This window comes from Chitinophaga sp., assembly GCF_036569185.1.
Lineage (GTDB): Bacteria > Bacteroidota > Bacteroidia > Chitinophagales > Chitinophagaceae > Chitinophaga.
In genome coordinates this window covers 1-15,835 of sequence record NZ_DATCRD010000287.1, presented here as the reverse complement: position 1 = coordinate 15,835, position 15,835 = coordinate 1, and the positions used below count along the sequence as shown (strand labels likewise).

Genomic DNA, 15,835 nt, shown 5'->3' with positions numbered 1-15,835 from the left:
TGATCAATGAAGCAACTCGTGGTATTTGACCTGGATGGAACATTGGCGCAAAGCAAGTCGGCCATTGATGAAGAAATGAGTAAGCTATTGTATTCCCTCTTAACAGTGGTGAAGGTAGCCATTATCTCCGGCGGCGCCTGGCCGCAGTTTGAGCAGCAGGTGCTGGCGAAGTTACCCGGTGTAGAAAACCTGGAACGCTTGTCTATTTTACCTACCTGTGGTACACAATTTTATGAGTACAATAGTGAGTGGAATAAATTGTATGCAGAAGATTTTACATCCGCAGAAAAAAAGAAAATCAGTGATGCATTAAACAGCGTGGTGAATACATTGGGATATAAAGTGCCGCACTTATGGGGCAATGCCATTGAAGACCGCGGCAGCCAGATCACCTTCTCTGCATTAGGACAACAAGCGCCACTGGAAGAAAAGAAAAAATGGGATCCCGATTTCGCGAAGCGGCAGAAAATGAAAACATTGCTGGATGATATGATACCGGAATTTTCTGTTAACCTTGGCGGCACTACTTCTGTAGACATTACCAAACCCGGTATCGACAAGGCTTACGGCATTCATAAGCTCAGGGATATCCTGCATATTCCTATTGATAAAATGTTGTTTGCGGGAGATGCTGTTTTCCCTGGCGGGAACGATTATCCTGCCAGGGAAGCAGGTGTGGATTGTATTAAAGTGCGTGACCCGGATGAAACAAAACGGGTGATAGAAACAATCATAGCCTGTTATGCACGATAGTTAAGTAACTCGTTGATCAGTTCCGTTAAGCTGACGGTTCCGGTGGCAATCACTTCATCACCGGCGCCGTAATAAATATAGAGGGTATCGTCAAATAAGGCCGTGCCTGTTGGGAAACAAACATTGTCCACATCTCCCCTTATTTCCCAATCCCGCTCCGGCGCCAATATGGGATAGGGTAAGCGTGCGATTTCTTTCGACGGATCGTCCAGGTCGAACAATGCCGCACAACCCACATACACATAGCCTTCAGGCGTTTCATGCACCCCGTGATAAATAAACAGCCAGCCATGCGGCGTTTCCACCGGCGGGCATCCGGCGCCCACATAACTCATTTCGTGTTTATACTTTGGCGTTAGTATGATATGATCATGCAAATGCAGATAATAATCTTTCCAGAAATCTGGCGTAAGATCAGAGAGGTTGTTTACCGATACCAGCTGTATATGCGGTTTTATGCGATGCAGAAAATAAAACCTGTTATTAATCTTCCTGGGAAAAAAGACAACATCCTTATCCCATAAGCGGGGGTTGAAATCGTTGTACAGGATATATTTTTCATCCAGCGGAGCATTGGTTTCCGCCAGTTGTTTAAACTCCGTGTAGTCCATTTGCGCTACTATCAGCCCATGTTTTTCAAACTGTAATCCATCTGTGGAAGTGGCCAATGCTGCACAGGCGCTTACTCCGTCGTAGGCAGTATAGGTAAGATAAAACAAGCCGTCGATATACACCACGCGCGGGTCTTCCAGTCCTTTTGCCTCGTAGTCGTGCTCGGGGAATAAAACAGGTTTGCTCAGCCGTTCTTCGATAGTAAGCGGATCGCTTAGTCTACAAAAACCAATACTTGAATGATTGCCTTTCTGTACGGCGCGGTAATAAAAAAGCACCTTGTCTCCCACCCTGATGGTAGCGGGGTTTAATACGCCTTCGTTTTCAAATTCCAGGTTGGTCTGATGCAGTAGTATACCTTCTTTTTTGATCCGTATCATAGTTCCGGTTTCCGTTGGATAAACAAGTCAACAACATGTAAAAGATAGTATTTTTTGGTGATCCGGCGGCAGGCTTCCCGGAAATAATCAATATAAACCGGGCATACAGGGCATAAAAAAAGGACGAACCGATGTACTCGTATTCGTCCTTCTGTGACCTCATCTGGATTCAAACCAGAAACCTTTTGATTCGTAGTCAAATGCTCTATTCAGTTGAGCTATGAAGCCATTTCCCGTTTCGGGATTGCAAATGTAGAATAATTTTTTATTCTAACAAATTATTTTTCAATTTTTTATACCTGACAGCTTTTCCTCAGGTTATTTGTTTTTATAGAAAATGCTGCATTATCTGCAGCATTTTTCTTTTTGTGACCTCATCTGGATTCAAACCAGAAACCTTTTGATTCGTAGTCAAATGCTCTATTCAGTTGAGCTATGAAGCCATTTCCCGTTTGGGATTGCAAATGTAGGAATAGTTTTAAATTAAACAAAAAAATACATCGAATTTTTTCAGACTACCGTGAACGGGTATACGCAGTTTACATGTATTCCTGTAATGAGCCGCTACAGGGGAAACAGTACAGATCATACAACAGGTTCACGGTATTTATTTTTATGCTGATTGATCTAATGTTTCATTCTGCTTGATGACCTTATCATAATTTTCCTTCTTTAGGTCGGCCAGCATTTGCCGGAGCGTGCTGTTAGCGGTGGACAGTATCTGTACTGCCAGTAAACCGGCATTACGTGCGCCGTTAACGCTTACCGTAGCCACGGGTATATCGCCCGGCATCTGCACTATAGACAAAAGGGAATCCCAGCCGTCAAGAGAGTTGGAAGATTTGATAGGCACGCCAATTACAGGTAAAGTGGTAATAGCGGCCACCATACCAGGAAGATGCGCCGCGCCGCCGGCGCCTGCAATGATTACTTTCAGGCCACGCTCTTCAGCGGTTGTTGCATATTCGAACATTCTCTGGGGACTGCGGTGCGCTGATACAACGCTAAACTCGTAGCCTATTCCAAACTTATTTAACACTTCTATTGCCTGACGCATAATTGGCGCATCAGAACTGCTCCCCATAATAATGCCTACTTCTACCTGCTTCATATTTTTTAATTTAAAATTTTGCGTATTGTTTCAGCCTTTGCGGTAATGCTTTCCATTGTGCGGCCTCCAATGGTGATATGACCTACTTTCCTGCCTGGTCTGTAGCCCTTTTTACCATACCAGTGAAGATGCACTTCTTCCAGGTCTAACAGCTGCGGTAGTTTCTCGCGGACGTTTGAATCCGGTGAAGCGCTTTCCAGTATATTCATCATTAAAGACGGGAAACGAAGACCAGTATCGCCCAGCGGCCATCCGAGTATGGCGCGGAGCAGTTGTTCATATTGTGAAGTAATGCTGGCTTCTATTGTATGATGACCGCTGTTATGTGGTCTGGGAGCCAGTTCATTCACTAAAAGTTCATTATCTTTTGTGATAAACATTTCCACTGCAAGAATACCCACCAGCTTGAGTGCTTCTGCAATATCCCCGGCGAGCGCTATCGCTTTTTTTGCTATTTCTTCATCTATCTGAGCTGGCGCTACCTGGGAATCAAGTATGAATTTCTCCTCAGAAAAAACCATCGCCACCGGATCATAGCATTTTACAGCGCCCTGCTCATTTCTTGCTACAATTACGGCAATCTCCTGTTTAATATCTACCAATTCTTCCAGCACACAGGGCACATCAAAGGCATTTTCAATATCCGCGGGTGTTTTCAACACCATCACGCCGTATCCGTCGTATCCATCCCGCCGTTTTTTCAAACAGCCCGGCAGTTTATTTTCCAACCGGTGCAGGTCATTTTTACCCTGAACAGCTTCGCCTGGCACTACGGGTATATGGTGCGACTGTAAAAATTGTTTCTGGCTGAATTTATCCTGGATCACTTCAATAGTATCGGGAGTTGGAAAAACCTTTACCCCCTGCTTTTGCAGCTGGCGTAAAGCATCAATGTTCACCGCCTCCTTTTCTATAGTAATTACATCAAGCCCTTTTCCAAATTCGAGGACCGCGTCATAAGAAGCAGGATCACCGCAAAAAAAAGAAGAAGTATAACGTGCACAAGGTGCGTTAGCGTCACTGTCCAGTACCGAAACGTTGAGGCCAAAATCAATGGCATGCCGCATAAGCATTGCACCCAGCTGCCCGCCTCCCAGTACTCCTATTTTCAAATTTTCAAACATAATCTTCAATTGGAAGGCAAAGGTATAAAACTATTTCTTATGATAGCAATAGTATAATATAGTATGATATTGGCTTTGAGGATTTTACCACCGGTTTATGATGATGGTAAACCTGGTTAATCCAGGTCCATAAAAAATTACGGGCTGCATTCTTAATGCAGCCCGTAATCAGTACTTCGTGACCCCGTCAGGATTCAAACCTGAAACCTTCTGATCCGTAGTCAGATGCTCTATTCAATTGAGCTACGGAGCCATGTGTTTTTGTGAGTGGATGGCAAAGGTAGGAGATTTTTTGAAAATCACAAACAGTTATTAAAAAATTTTCTGCAATCTTCTGATTTACACTTACTTTTACGGCAGTTGCTTAATTATTATAAGAAGTGAAAATTCAACTCTGGAGCATAGGAAAAGAACATGATCCCTACATCAGGGACGGGATGGCTGTTTTTCAGAAAAGATTGCAGCATTACGTGGATTTTGAGGTTAAACTGATCCCTACTGTGAAGCAGGCCGCCAGCTTATCAATTCCGGAGCTGAAAAAACAGGAGGCAAAAATTATCCTGGATATGTTGCAGCCTACCGATTTCCTGCTGGCGCTTGATGAGAAGGGCAAAATGATGACCACTGTGCAGTTTGCCGATTTCCTGCAGCAACGTAATAATGCCGGCACCCGGCAGCTGATCATCCTGATAGGCGGCGCTTTCGGCATTGATGATGCTGTATTGCAAAAAGCGCAGCTGAAAATGTCGTTGTCGCCGCTCACCTTCCCTCATCAGCTGGTACGCCTTATTTTTACGGAACAGTTATATCGTGCCTATACTGTTTTAAACAGGGAAAAGTATCATCATCAATAAGTACCTTTATCACCTAAACAAAACGTTATATGATGTTTTCGATCAGTTTGGTTATTATCATTGTTACCTGCCTTGTATCCTATACTGCCCTCAAAAATTATGACCAGCTGGATAAGATGAGCCTGCAACCCTATATGGTAAAGAATTACAGGCAATATTACCGTTTTATTACTTCAGGGTTTGTACACGCCGATTTTCAGCATCTCATTTTTAATATGCTTACGTTGTTTTTCTTTGGCCCGGCCATTGAAAGATTATTTATGCAGCTTTTCCAGAGTAAGTTGGTGTATATTTTATACTACCTGCTGGGAATCATTGTAGCCAATATTCCCTCTTATATAAAACACCGGAATAATTCCAGCTATTCTTCCCTTGGGGCTTCCGGGGCTATTTCTGCGGTAGTGTTTACAGCTATTATGGTAGATCCATGGAATACCATTTACTTATTTTTCATCCCGATCCCGGCAGTCATTTATGGTGTTTTATTCCTTGCTTTGTCGGCGTACATGTCGAGGAAAGGAGGCGATAACATCAATCACGACGCACATATGTGGGGCGCGTTATTTGGCATTGTGTTCCCATTGATCTTCCATCCGGAGCTGGGTACCTACTTCCTCCAGATGCTGACGCAGCCAAGGTTTGGACGGTAAATGCCGTTGCCGGCAGCGGTTCATCTCCCCTGCCGGCCATCATTATTTCACCAGTGTAATACTAAGCACCTGCTTCGTTCCTGGCCTGATCTTCACACGATCGTCCACCCTCATTCCCACCAGCCATACAATCCGTTTATCTGATTCCAGCACCCATACATTTTCTTTCTGGGGCATAGATAATTTCTGATCTATCAGGAAACGGCTTACCTTTTTCTTTTTAGGCATTCCCAGCGGATAAAAGTAATCGCCCTGCTTCCATTTTCTCAGGATCAGCGGAAACTTTACCCTGGCCGCATCCAGCCAGGCTGTTTCGGGCGCTGCCGGGATGCCTGCATTGCCTCTCTCCTGCTCACGGACCTGCAATTGCCCGCCGCCAAAATGGATATGCTGCTGCCCCGGCTCAATTACCACCAGCGGCGATACTGCGGTAGCCAATGGCGTAATAAGCAGCCATTGCCGGTTGCGCACAATACGATGACTGCCCGTATCTACAAACCTGCCGGATTCGCTTTCCAGCAACGACAGTACCTGTTGTGTTTGCGCAGAAGTACATCCGAAGCTGCGGAACAGTTCCCAGGCAATTGTTTGCAGCGGTACTGTTTTCTGCAGCTTCAGTACCGGCACCATCCAGGTGTTCCCCTGCTGGAACAGCAGCCGTTTACGATGCTTCGCCAACGCCTCCTGGTAAAGGATTTCCGCTTCCTTTACCCGTTCAATCGTACCCGCTATATTTTTCACCACACCCGGGAAGGCCTCCTGTAAACGGGGAATCACCTGGTGACGAAAATAATTACGTGTATACTTGTCAGTTATATTGGAACTGTCTTCTACAAAAGAAATATTATTCATGGCAGCATATGCCACCAGCTTATCTTTCTCCGCAAATAACAACGGGCGGACCAGGAGCTCCTGCCTGGGAAGGATGCCATGTAAACCAGCAATACCAGTGCCTTTGGCAAAATTCATCAGGGCTGTTTCCACGCTGTCCTGCATATGATGGGCAGTAGCAATAAAGGCATATCCGTTTGCGGCGCGTATCTCTTCCAGCCAGCGGTAGCGCAGCTCCCGCGCGGCTACCTGTATGGTTACACGATGTTCTTCCACATAGGCATGGGTATCAAATTTCACCACGTGAAGCGGCAATTCCAGAGCTGCAGCCAGGTCGCGCACAAATGCTTCATCCCGCTCAGATTCTTCCCCTCTCAGCTGGAAGTTACAGTGGGCGATACCTGCATGGTAACCGGCATTTTTAAACAACCTGGCCATTACAACGGAATCCACACCGCCGCTTACTGCCAGCAGTACCTTTTGTGCAGGATCAAATAATTGCTGGCGGGAAATATAAGCAGCTAAATCAGTTACTAAATGTTGAGGCATTCGTTGTTTGTTGGATGATTAATATCAGTATAGCAGGTCTTCATAAGCCGACTGCAATTCATTGTATGCATGTCTTTCATTACCGGCTTTAGCCATAGCCATGCCTTTTTCATATATGCTGATGGCGCCGGCATTATCTCCTGCACGCTCCAGTAATTTACCCAGGTGATAATAGGAACCTACATAACCGGGTTCATGAGCCAGCAGTTCTTCAAACAACTGCCTGGCGGCAACATCATCGTTGAGCTTAATGTATTCCAGCGCCAAAGCGTGTTTCAGGAAGCTGTCGTTAGGCGTAGCCTCCAGGAACTGCTTTATCTGTGCGATTCTGTCCATTCAGGTATTATTATTTTTTTGTTCAATATGTCGATATCTGCTACTGATTAAAATCATTTTTCCGCCTGCGGTTGGCTTATATTATTTAGATATATTTGCTATTACCGCATTTTTAAACAAAACAGTTTAAGGCCATGAAGATTTTAGTATGTATCAGCAAAACTCCGGACACGACTGCAAAAATAGCTTTCACGGACAACAACACGAAATTCAATGAGGCTGGTGTACAGTTTATTATTAATCCGTACGATGAATGGTATGCATTGGTAAGGGCGCTGGAGCTGAAAGAAACCATCGGGGCCGATGTGCATCTTATTACGGTAGGTGGTGCAGATTGTGATCCGGTGATCCGTAAGGCCCTGGCTTTGGGCGGAGACGAGGCATTCCGTATAAATGCGGATAGTGCAGACAGTTATTATATAGCATCGCAGATTGCGGCGCATGCAAAGGATAAACAATACGATATAATTTTCACCGGTAAAGAGACCATTGATTACAATGGTTCCGGTATAGGCGGTATGGTGGCGGAACTGCTGGAACTGCCCTATGTATCCATTGCTGCTAAATTTGACCTGAATGGTACCGTTGCTACCGTTAACAGGGAAATAGAAGGTGGGGAAGAAGTGTGTGAAGTATCGCTGCCGGTGGTTGTTTCCTGCCAGAAGGGAATGGCAGAAGCCCGGATCCCGAATATGCGCGGTATTATGGCTGCCAGAACCAAACCACTTACTGTGGTGGAACCTGTAGCGGCAGATGCCCTTACTTCAGTGGTAAGCTTTGAGCTGCCGCCTGCAAAGGCCGGCGTTAAGCTGATCAGTCCTGATAACGTGGAAGAACTGGTGAAGTTACTGCACGAAGAAGCAAAAGTGATCTAAGGGTAAACTATCTCTCAACTACTAATTAAATTGTTGATGTCTATATTAATATTCGCCGACCAGGCACAGGGTAAGATCAAGAAAGCGGCGCTGGAAGCCGTTCAATATGGTGCAAAAGTAGCTGAACAGCTGGGAACTACCGCCACTGCGCTGGTACTGGGTCCCGTGGATGCTGTCGAACTGGCCGCGCTTGGCAACTATGGCGCACAGAAGGTATTGCACGCTGCAGATGCCCGTTTACATGAAGTGGAAACCATCGTGTATACCAAGATAATTGCTGAAGCTGCCGGAAAAGAAGGCAGCAACGTGATCATCTTCCCTCATAACTTTGATGGTAAAGCCATTGCCCCGAGAGTATCCGCCCGGCTCAAAGCCGGACTGGTAGCGGGCGCTATCTCCTACCCTGATACGGCCAATGGTTTTGTGGTAAAGAAGAATGTATTTTCCGGTAAAGCGTTTGCCAATATCAATATTACTTCCGACAAGAAAGTGATTGCCATTATTCCCAATACTTTCCCTGTGAACCCGGGAAGCGGAACGGCAGCTGTAGAGGCCTTCTCTCCTGTTATCAGCGATGCGGATTTCAAAGTGAAAGTAGTTAAAACAGAAACGGTAAGCGGTGAAGTGCCGCTGACAGAAGCAGAAGTAATTGTAAGTGGCGGCCGTGGTATGAAAGGCCCGGAAAACTGGGGAATCCTGGAAGACCTGGCCAAAGCGCTCGGCGCGGCTACAGCAAGCTCCCGGCCGGTAGCAGATGCCGGCTGGCGTCCTCATCATGAGCATGTGGGCCAGACCGGTTTAACGGTACGTCCCAATTTATACATTGCTGTAGGCATTTCAGGCGCTATCCAGCACCTGGCCGGCGTAAACGGCAGTAAGGTCATAGTGGTGATCAACAAAGACCCGGAAGCGCCATTTTTCAAGGCGGCAGATTATGGCATAATAGGTGATGCATTCGAAGTTGTGCCTAAGCTTACAGAAGCGGTGAAAAAACTGAAACTCAGTTAAACACAGGGGTTACGGTATAAGAATTACGGATGAGATATTCAATTTTCAAGATCGTGTTGATTTTTCATCCGTAATTACTGTACCGTAATTCTTATATCACAGATTTATCACTATAGATTTTTTTTAGATAAGGAATATTTTTCTAACTTCACGGTCTTACAAACTATTCAGCGACAACGCAAGACAGATATGAGAAAAATAGAACTGGAAATAGTTGCTTTATCGCACAGCATTACGCAAACTCATTCATATGCCGTGGTATTGGGAGAAGTAAATGGCTTACGCCGTTTACCAATTGTGATTGGAGGCTTTGAAGCGCAGGCGATTGCAGTGGCTCTGGAAAAAATGCAACCCAGCCGGCCTTTAACACATGACCTGATGAAAAACTTCATGAATGCCTTTAACGTGGAATTACAGGAGGTGGTCATCAGCAATCTGCAGGAAGGCATCTTTTACTCAAAGCTGATCTGTTCCAATAATGATGAAACAATAGAGATAGATTCCAGGACATCAGATGCGCTGGCGCTGGCTGTCCGCTTCGGTTGCCCTATCTATACTTTTGAAAATATCCTCAATAGTGCGGGGATCCTGCTGGATGACCCTGCCGGTAAAAAGACCAGTAAGCCAGTTACCCCTACTATTTCAGAGCATGAAAAAGGCACTGAAGACGACCTCAAAGCCCTGAATGTAGAGGAGTTAACAACGCTGCTCCAGGAAGTGCTGGAACAGGAAGATTATATCCGTGCTATCGCTATCCGCGATGAGATCAACAGCCGCAAAAGCAAATAATTTTTATTTCATATACGCCCAGCAGCCAGTATAAATGGGGCTGCCGGATTGCTGTGCAATAAATAATACATGATTGTATTTCCCAACTGTAAAATAAACCTGGGTTTACATGTTACCCGGAAACGCCCTGATGGCTTCCATGACCTGGAAACTATCTTCTATCCCCTTCCTGTGAATGATGCACTGGAAGTGATAACGCATACAGCGTTGCAGTTTGAAAGCAGCGGAATTCCGGTACCAGGTAATGCGGCCGACAATCTCTGTTTAAAGGCGTTTGAGCTGCTGCGGTCTGATTTTCCGCAACTGCCGCCGGTAAGCATTCATTTACTAAAAAATATACCCATTGGGGCGGGCCTGGGAGGCGGTTCTGCAGATGCGGCTTTTATGCTGCAGCTCCTCAACCAGAAGTTTCAGCTGGGCTTAACAGAGGCGGCACTCGTGGATTATGCCGCACAGCTGGGGAGCGATTGCCCCTTTTTTATTATTAACCGGCCTTGTTATGCCACAGGACGGGGAGAAATAATGGAAACAATATCGCTGGATCTCTCCGCTTATTCATTTTTACTGGTACACCCTGGTATCCATATAAATACGGGCTGGGCATTTAAGCAGCTCACCCCTGGCCCCCCGGCTTATTCGCTCCGGGATGTGATACAAACGCCGGTAGAATTATGGAAAGATGTACTGACCAATGATTTTGAGATGCCGGTGTTCCAGGCGCATCCTGTGCTGGGCAATATTAAGGAGCAGATGTATGCATCAGGAGCGGTGTATGCCGCAATGAGTGGCAGCGGTTCCGCAGTGTTTGGGTTGTTCCCTAAAAACAAAATAGCTGGCATCTTGTGGGATGCCAGCTACCGGGTATTTACTATCAGGTAAGTCTTACTTTACAGAAGCTACCAGTGCTTTAAATGTTTCTGGTTCATTCATAGCCAGATCAGCCAGAACTTTTCTGTTCAGGTCGATATTTTTACCGGCTAATTTGTTCATAAACACAGAATAGGTCAGCCCTTCTGCTCTAACAGCAGCGTTGATACGGGCGATCCACAGCTGGCGATAGTTTCTTTTCTTCAATTTACGGCCAACATAGCTGTAAGTAAGTCCTTTCTCAAGAACGTTCTTCGCTACGGTGTACACATTTTTTCTTTTACCGTAGAAGCCTTTGGCTTGCTTTAAGATCCTTTTTCTCCGGGCTCTTGAAGCTACGGCATTAACTGAACGAGGCATTTGCTTTGTTTTTTTCTCAGGTTATAAAATTCGATTCTTTTGACAGATATTAGCGCATTCCGAGCATTCTCTTAACCAGGTTAAGATTTGCTTCGTGAACCAGCGTACTACCTCTTAAGCTACGTTTTCTTTTCGTAGATTTTTTAGTCAGTAAGTGGCTTTTGAAGGCCATGAACCGCTTAATCTGTCCGTTCCCACCAACCTTGAACGTTTTCTTGGCACGGGAATGTGTCTTTACTTTGGGCATCTTACATCAAATTTGGTCTGCAAAGGTATGAAAATAATTCAATAAAGCACAGTCTCCCGTAAATAATTCAACTCCTCTCCTCAATGTGGATAACTTTTCTGATATTTTTTTACCCCCTTTAAGCGATTGACAATCAATTTTTCGCTAACCCATCTCCCCAACTTATCTGGCACCTGATCATATTACGAATAACTACACTTTTTTTATTTCTCCATATTATATCTAATTTTAATCTCAATTTAATTACATATTTTAACCATACCATGTATAAACACCTGACGCCTATGAAACCATTTTACACTTGCGCCACCCTCCGCCGGAGCACACCATCCGGTGATGATAACCTATGTAAAGAGTTGAGGTATAGTTGGTATTGAGTAATCGACCTGCTCAAACCTGATACTTTTCTTACTTAACTGTTTGCACCTATGAAACGACTACTAACCTTATTATACCTGATACTGGGGCTTGTGCTGCTGAATAAGCAAGTGGCTGCACAAACCGCACCTCCCGATGGTACACCGTTTATGAACCTTCCGGATACTATTTGTAAAGGAAGTTTTGCCAGTATGAACGCTTTTTTCTGGAAGAATACCAGTAACTATGCTGATTCTGCTACCTGGACCATTACCGGGGGCACTTATGATGTGCTTTTTACTACCGACAACAGACCCGGCCACGAATTGGTGGGCCAACTGCGGGATACCTATAATAATAACGGTATAAATATCAACAAAAACTCACTGACCATAAAGTTCAATGATGCTGCGAAATATACCGTCAATGTAGTTTTATACAGGGGAAAGAATACCTATCCCATTACAAAACAGATATACGTAAAAGACTGTACCATTCAACCCTGTCTGGGTAATACAACCAGCAACAGCGACTTCCTGGAAGACTTTGGTAAGTTCAAAAAGAATGCTACTGCCAGCAGGTCCAACTCGGCGGTTACAGGATATAATTATGTAGCCATGCCGCTGAACGGGGCCAATTTTATCGACGACAGCTACAACATTTTCTGGCACACACAAATCAGAGGCGAGTGGGTTTATTCAACAGATCACACCGGCAGTACTGTCGATTCTGTAGGTGGTATGCTCATTGCCAATTCTTCTATCAATAAAAAATCATTCTATACTAAAGACAACGTAACGGTATGCCCAGGCTCTTCCTATAATTTCAGCGCCTGGTTCCTGAACGTAAACAGCTACAATGTATTTAACTATAACTGCGCATGGGGTAATAATGATGGTTACCACTACGCCGGTGTTACCTTTCTCATCATCAATAAAAAAGGAAGTACCAATAAAGCGCTCTGGGATACGCTGGCCAGGTTTAAAACCTACGATGTATCCATGCACCTGGAATCACCGGCATGGCAGCAATATGGCGGTAGCTTTAAAACACCCGGAGGCGTAACTTCCGTTACATTGGAAATTGTGAACGACCGTCTTGGTGATTGCGGAAATGATATTGCGATAGACGATATCAAGTTCAACTATTGCAGCCCGGATATCTATTCCTTTATTGATGGTCAGATTGATACAGAATTAAGGGCCGACTCACTTTGTGAAGGAGCGCCTGTAACCATTAAAGCATTGTATAGCCCCGATGGCCATTTGCCGAACGGCACATACGATCCCAACCAGGATTACTTCAAGAACCCTATCTACCAATGGTTTTACAGTACCACCGGGAATGAAAACAACCCGGCAGAATGGTTTCCTGTTACCAACGGGAATGGCATTTCAGGCGCCTCCACCAATACGCTTACATTTGCGGATGGTGCGCTAAAAGGCAATCCCAACCAGGTGGTACATAAATACTATCGTGTAAATATTCTCGAATCGGGGAACCAAAGCAACTGTGCCTCTCCATCTAAATACACTAAAATTACCATCCTTCCCAAGCCCAAGGTAACTATTTCTTCGGGCCGGATTTGTATCGGCGAAAGCGTGGATCTCACGGCCGACGGGGGCTACAGCACCTATGAGTGGAAAGTGAACCCGGTATATACAGGTCCAAAAATGACGGTTTTCCCCGACAGCACCCGCGATTACTGGGCTATCGGGATTGCTGATTACGGCTGGAACTCTGTAAAAAATGAGCCGCGGCAATGTATGGACAGTGGATTTGCCAGGGTAATTGTAGATAAAAAGCCGGTGACTGCCATTACAGGCGGGCCGGCTGAAATTTGTCTTGGTGCACAGATTGGCCTGAACCTCGCTATTACCGGCGCTCCGGCCGACAGCCTGAACTGGAAATGGAAATACGGAATTGATTCCATTAAAGGTAAAGTACCATCCATTACACATGTTCCGGCCGACACCGGCACTAAAGCCTATAACGTAGTAGTGACGAACAAAACCTGTGTGGTGACAGATACGTTTAAAGTAAAGGTAAGATCGTTGCCCCAGGCCGATGTGGATACTACTTACAGGCAGTGTGATATATCTACCTTTAATATCAAGAGAAGCCCGCTTCCCGCAGACCAGCAGGGAGTATGGTTATTTGACGGGCCAGGTAAAGGCGCGGCGATCACCAATACCACCAACCCAACCACCAGTGTAACAGGTGTTAATGCCGGCGATACCGTGCGTCTCTTCTGGGTAATTACCAACAAAGCGATGGCCGCATGTACCGATACCAACCGGGTAACGCTCATTAATACCAAACCGCTTACACCAAGTGTTGCCGGACTTGATCAGACACAATGTGGTATGAAGGACTTCCAGTTAACCGCCAGTAAACCTGGTATCGGAGAAACCGGGAAATGGACATTGGAACCAGGAACTACTTCGTCTGATATAACCATCAATTACGACACCGCCTATAATGCTATTGCAACAATAGTCAGCAATGCAAGACCTAAGTCGTTCCTGCTCACATGGACCATCTCCAATGGTGTTTGTACTAATCCTAACGCCACAACAGTTAAACTTACGATTAAGGACAAACCCACGCTGAACATTACTGCTGCCGCAGTTTGTAACAACGTGGATTCCTTTACGGTAGCTTACAGCAATGTAGTACCGGGATCTTTGACGAAGTATGAACTGGATGTAGCCAGCACCAGGAAGATGCCTGGATTTACAAAGGTGTCTAAAGTATGGGCGTTTAACACGGCCACCGGTACTTTTAAAGTGAAGTTACCAGCCAATACCCCTGCCGGCAGTTATGACTTTGTAATCACTGCGCAGGAAGATACGCTCCACGGATGTAGCATTACTGTACCGTTTTCTCTTTCGGTGGAAAAACCATCCACCGCTCCTACCAGCATCGATGCCAGCATAGATAGTATCTGCGTTAGCAGCAATGTTACCTTAAAAGTATTGGGCGGTTCACTGGGAACTGATTCTCTTGGCAATTCCCATAAGTGGAAATGGTATACAGGCGCCTGTCCCGGTTCACCCGGAAGTGTGGCTGTTACTCCTGCATCTTCCATTAATAATGGTGCAGAAGTAGTATTTAATAATGTAACGGCTACTACTACTTATTTTGTACGTGCAGAAACTACAGGTCCGTGCGGAAATACAAGCTGTGCAAGTGTAATAGTGCGGGTGTTTGCGCAACCGAATAAAGCCAATGCCAGCACAGATCAGACAGAGTGCGACCGGACCACCGATTTCCAGTTGAATGGTAATGATCCTGGTGTTACAGGTGCAACAACTACATGGACATCACTTAATCCACGGGTAACTATTACCAATCCAACACAACGGAATGCAACAGTAAAAGTACCTGTGGGAGATACGGCGTCGCTTATATGGACTATCTCCAATGGGCCATGTCTTACTACCAGCGATACAGTATTTATTACCAATTACAAGAAGCCTGCAGTGCAGGATGCCGGTACAAACCAGATGGAGTGCGATAAAACTGTATTCACCCTGAATGCTACCGCTCCTACGGAACTGGGCGCTGTTGGAACCTGGACATTTACACCTGCTACCGCTTCCGTGAAGTTCACAGATAAGAACAAAGCAAATACTACTGTCACCGTGCCGGCTGACAGCTCTGTATTACTTTTCTGGCAAATTGCCAATCCTAAATGTGCGGCCGATACCTATGATACCGTAAGGATCACCAGCCTGCTTAAGCCAGCGGTACGTGATGCTGGATCTAACCAGATGGAGTGTGATAAAACTACCTTTACACTCAATGCGACCGCTCCTACGGAACTGGGCGCTGTTGGTACATGGACATTCTCTCCAGCTACCGCTTCTGTAAAATTTGCTGATAAGAATAAAGCTAATACTACTGTTACCGTGCCGGCAGATAGCTCCGTGTTGCTCTTCTGGCAGATTTCCAACGCCAAGTGTTCCGCTTCTACTTATGATACCGTGAGGATCACCAGCCTGTTAACGCCGGCTGTACGTGATGCAGGATCTAACCAGATGGAGTGTGATAAAACTGTATTCACCCTGAACGCTACCGCTCCTACGGAACTGGGTGCTGTTGGTACATGGACATTCTCTCCGGCTAC

At 45.5% G+C, this 15,835-nt stretch carries 15 protein-coding genes and 3 tRNA genes; 8 read left to right on the top strand and 10 right to left on the bottom strand.

Translation table 11 applies throughout. The features are described from left to right. Positions 1-6 precede the first annotated feature (6 nt). Entirely contained in the window at positions 7-753 is a 747-nt protein-coding gene (locus tag VIM72_RS22245; protein ID WP_332005019.1) for an HAD-IIB family hydrolase, read from the top strand. Here VIM72_RS22245 and VIM72_RS22240 read toward each other — a convergent pair. The 6 genes from VIM72_RS22240 to VIM72_RS22215 all read right to left on the bottom strand — a co-directional run bounded on the left by VIM72_RS22240 (position 741) and on the right by VIM72_RS22215 (position 4,233). After that, on the bottom strand, positions 741-1,745 hold the full coding sequence (locus VIM72_RS22240) for a hypothetical protein (protein WP_332005018.1): 1,005 nt from the start codon (positions 1,743-1,745) through the stop codon (positions 741-743). The two genes, VIM72_RS22245 and VIM72_RS22240, sit on opposite strands and share 13 nt — an antisense overlap. Before the next feature lie 154 nt (positions 1,746-1,899). After that, positions 1,900-1,973 (bottom strand) — tRNA-Arg (locus VIM72_RS22235). A 141-nt stretch (positions 1,974-2,114) separates the two neighbouring features. Next, positions 2,115-2,188 (bottom strand) — tRNA-Arg (locus tag VIM72_RS22230). A gap of 170 nt (positions 2,189-2,358) precedes the next feature. Then, entirely contained in the window at positions 2,359-2,856 is a 498-nt protein-coding gene (gene purE, locus VIM72_RS22225; RefSeq protein ID WP_332005017.1) for a 5-(carboxyamino)imidazole ribonucleotide mutase, read from the bottom strand. Between the two features lie 5 nt (positions 2,857-2,861). Beyond that, the gene (locus tag VIM72_RS22220) at positions 2,862-3,980 is read right to left on the bottom strand and encodes a 5-(carboxyamino)imidazole ribonucleotide synthase (RefSeq protein WP_332005016.1); all 1,119 of its coding nucleotides are present in this window, start codon (positions 3,978-3,980) and stop codon (positions 2,862-2,864) included. 179 nt (positions 3,981-4,159) lie between these two features. After that, a tRNA-Arg gene (locus VIM72_RS22215) sits at positions 4,160-4,233 on the bottom strand. A gap of 127 nt (positions 4,234-4,360) precedes the next feature. Here VIM72_RS22215 and VIM72_RS22210 point away from each other — a divergent pair. Next, positions 4,361-4,834: a 23S rRNA (pseudouridine(1915)-N(3))-methyltransferase RlmH gene (locus tag VIM72_RS22210; protein WP_332005015.1), complete on the top strand. Its 474-nt coding sequence runs from the start codon at positions 4,361-4,363 to the stop codon at positions 4,832-4,834. Positions 4,835-4,863: 29 nt separating this feature from the next. Beyond that, positions 4,864-5,484, top strand: a complete 621-nt coding sequence (locus VIM72_RS22205) for a rhomboid family intramembrane serine protease (RefSeq protein WP_332005014.1) — start codon at positions 4,864-4,866, stop codon at positions 5,482-5,484. Positions 5,485-5,526: 42 nt separating this feature from the next. On the opposite strand, the gene tilS is transcribed toward VIM72_RS22205, so the two are convergent. After that, positions 5,527-6,864 carry a tRNA lysidine(34) synthetase TilS gene (gene tilS, locus VIM72_RS22200; RefSeq protein WP_332005013.1) on the bottom strand — a complete coding sequence of 446 codons (1,338 nt, stop codon included), beginning with the start codon at positions 6,862-6,864 and terminating at the stop codon, positions 5,527-5,529. Positions 6,865-6,888: 24 nt separating this feature from the next. After that, entirely contained in the window at positions 6,889-7,200 is a 312-nt protein-coding gene (locus VIM72_RS22195; RefSeq protein WP_332005012.1) for a hypothetical protein, read from the bottom strand. A 134-nt stretch (positions 7,201-7,334) separates the two neighbouring features. Between VIM72_RS22195 and VIM72_RS22190 the strand changes: the two genes are divergently transcribed. The 4 genes from VIM72_RS22190 to ispE all read left to right on the top strand — a co-directional run bounded on the left by VIM72_RS22190 (position 7,335) and on the right by ispE (position 10,751). Further along, positions 7,335-8,075, top strand: a complete 741-nt coding sequence (locus tag VIM72_RS22190) for an electron transfer flavoprotein subunit beta/FixA family protein (RefSeq protein ID WP_332005011.1) — start codon at positions 7,335-7,337, stop codon at positions 8,073-8,075. Positions 8,076-8,111: 36 nt separating this feature from the next. Further along, on the top strand, positions 8,112-9,083 hold the full coding sequence (locus VIM72_RS22185; protein ID WP_332005010.1) for an electron transfer flavoprotein subunit alpha/FixB family protein: 972 nt from the start codon (positions 8,112-8,114) through the stop codon (positions 9,081-9,083). Positions 9,084-9,272: 189 nt separating this feature from the next. Beyond that, complete coding sequence (locus VIM72_RS22180) at positions 9,273-9,872, top strand: bifunctional nuclease family protein (RefSeq protein ID WP_332005009.1); 600 nt, start codon at positions 9,273-9,275, stop codon at positions 9,870-9,872. A 69-nt stretch (positions 9,873-9,941) separates the two neighbouring features. Then, positions 9,942-10,751, top strand: a complete 810-nt coding sequence (gene ispE / locus VIM72_RS22175; protein ID WP_332005008.1) for a 4-(cytidine 5'-diphospho)-2-C-methyl-D-erythritol kinase — start codon at positions 9,942-9,944, stop codon at positions 10,749-10,751. Positions 10,752-10,754: 3 nt separating this feature from the next. On the opposite strand, the gene rplT is transcribed toward ispE, so the two are convergent. Together rplT and rpmI are read right to left on the bottom strand one after the other, a co-directional pair. Continuing rightward, positions 10,755-11,099: a 50S ribosomal protein L20 gene (gene rplT / locus VIM72_RS22170; RefSeq protein WP_078673350.1), complete on the bottom strand. Its 345-nt coding sequence runs from the start codon at positions 11,097-11,099 to the stop codon at positions 10,755-10,757. A gap of 49 nt (positions 11,100-11,148) precedes the next feature. Next, positions 11,149-11,346: a 50S ribosomal protein L35 gene (gene rpmI, locus VIM72_RS22165; RefSeq protein ID WP_079471802.1), complete on the bottom strand. Its 198-nt coding sequence runs from the start codon at positions 11,344-11,346 to the stop codon at positions 11,149-11,151. Between the two features lie 428 nt (positions 11,347-11,774). Between rpmI and VIM72_RS22160 the strand changes: the two genes are divergently transcribed. Then, positions 11,775-15,835, top strand: a 4,061-nt coding sequence (locus VIM72_RS22160; RefSeq protein ID WP_332005007.1) for a hypothetical protein, incomplete at its 3' end; no start/stop codon positions are given.

Bases quoted from the DNA above. Each gene is read 5' to 3' on its own strand.
- VIM72_RS22245 (WP_332005019.1), top strand. From the start codon at position 7: ATGAAGCAACTCGTGGTATTTGACCTGGATGGAACATTGGCGCAAAGC.
- VIM72_RS22240 (WP_332005018.1), bottom strand. From the start codon at position 1,745: ATGATACGGATCAAAAAAGAAGGTATACTACTGCATCAGACCAACCTG.
- purE (WP_332005017.1), bottom strand. From the start codon at position 2,856: ATGAAGCAGGTAGAAGTAGGCATTATTATGGGGAGCAGTTCTGATGCG.
- VIM72_RS22220 (WP_332005016.1), bottom strand. From the start codon at position 3,980: ATGTTTGAAAATTTGAAAATAGGAGTACTGGGAGGCGGGCAGCTGGGT.
- VIM72_RS22205 (WP_332005014.1), top strand. From the start codon at position 4,864: ATGATGTTTTCGATCAGTTTGGTTATTATCATTGTTACCTGCCTTGTA.
- tilS (WP_332005013.1), bottom strand. From the start codon at position 6,864: ATGCCTCAACATTTAGTAACTGATTTAGCTGCTTATATTTCCCGCCAG.
- VIM72_RS22195 (WP_332005012.1), bottom strand. From the start codon at position 7,200: ATGGACAGAATCGCACAGATAAAGCAGTTCCTGGAGGCTACGCCTAAC.
- VIM72_RS22190 (WP_332005011.1), top strand. From the start codon at position 7,335: ATGAAGATTTTAGTATGTATCAGCAAAACTCCGGACACGACTGCAAAA.
- VIM72_RS22185 (WP_332005010.1), top strand. From the start codon at position 8,112: ATGTCTATATTAATATTCGCCGACCAGGCACAGGGTAAGATCAAGAAA.
- VIM72_RS22180 (WP_332005009.1), top strand. From the start codon at position 9,273: ATGAGAAAAATAGAACTGGAAATAGTTGCTTTATCGCACAGCATTACG.
- ispE (WP_332005008.1), top strand. From the start codon at position 9,942: ATGATTGTATTTCCCAACTGTAAAATAAACCTGGGTTTACATGTTACC.
- rplT (WP_078673350.1), bottom strand. From the start codon at position 11,099: ATGCCTCGTTCAGTTAATGCCGTAGCTTCAAGAGCCCGGAGAAAAAGG.
- rpmI (WP_079471802.1), bottom strand. From the start codon at position 11,346: ATGCCCAAAGTAAAGACACATTCCCGTGCCAAGAAAACGTTCAAGGTT.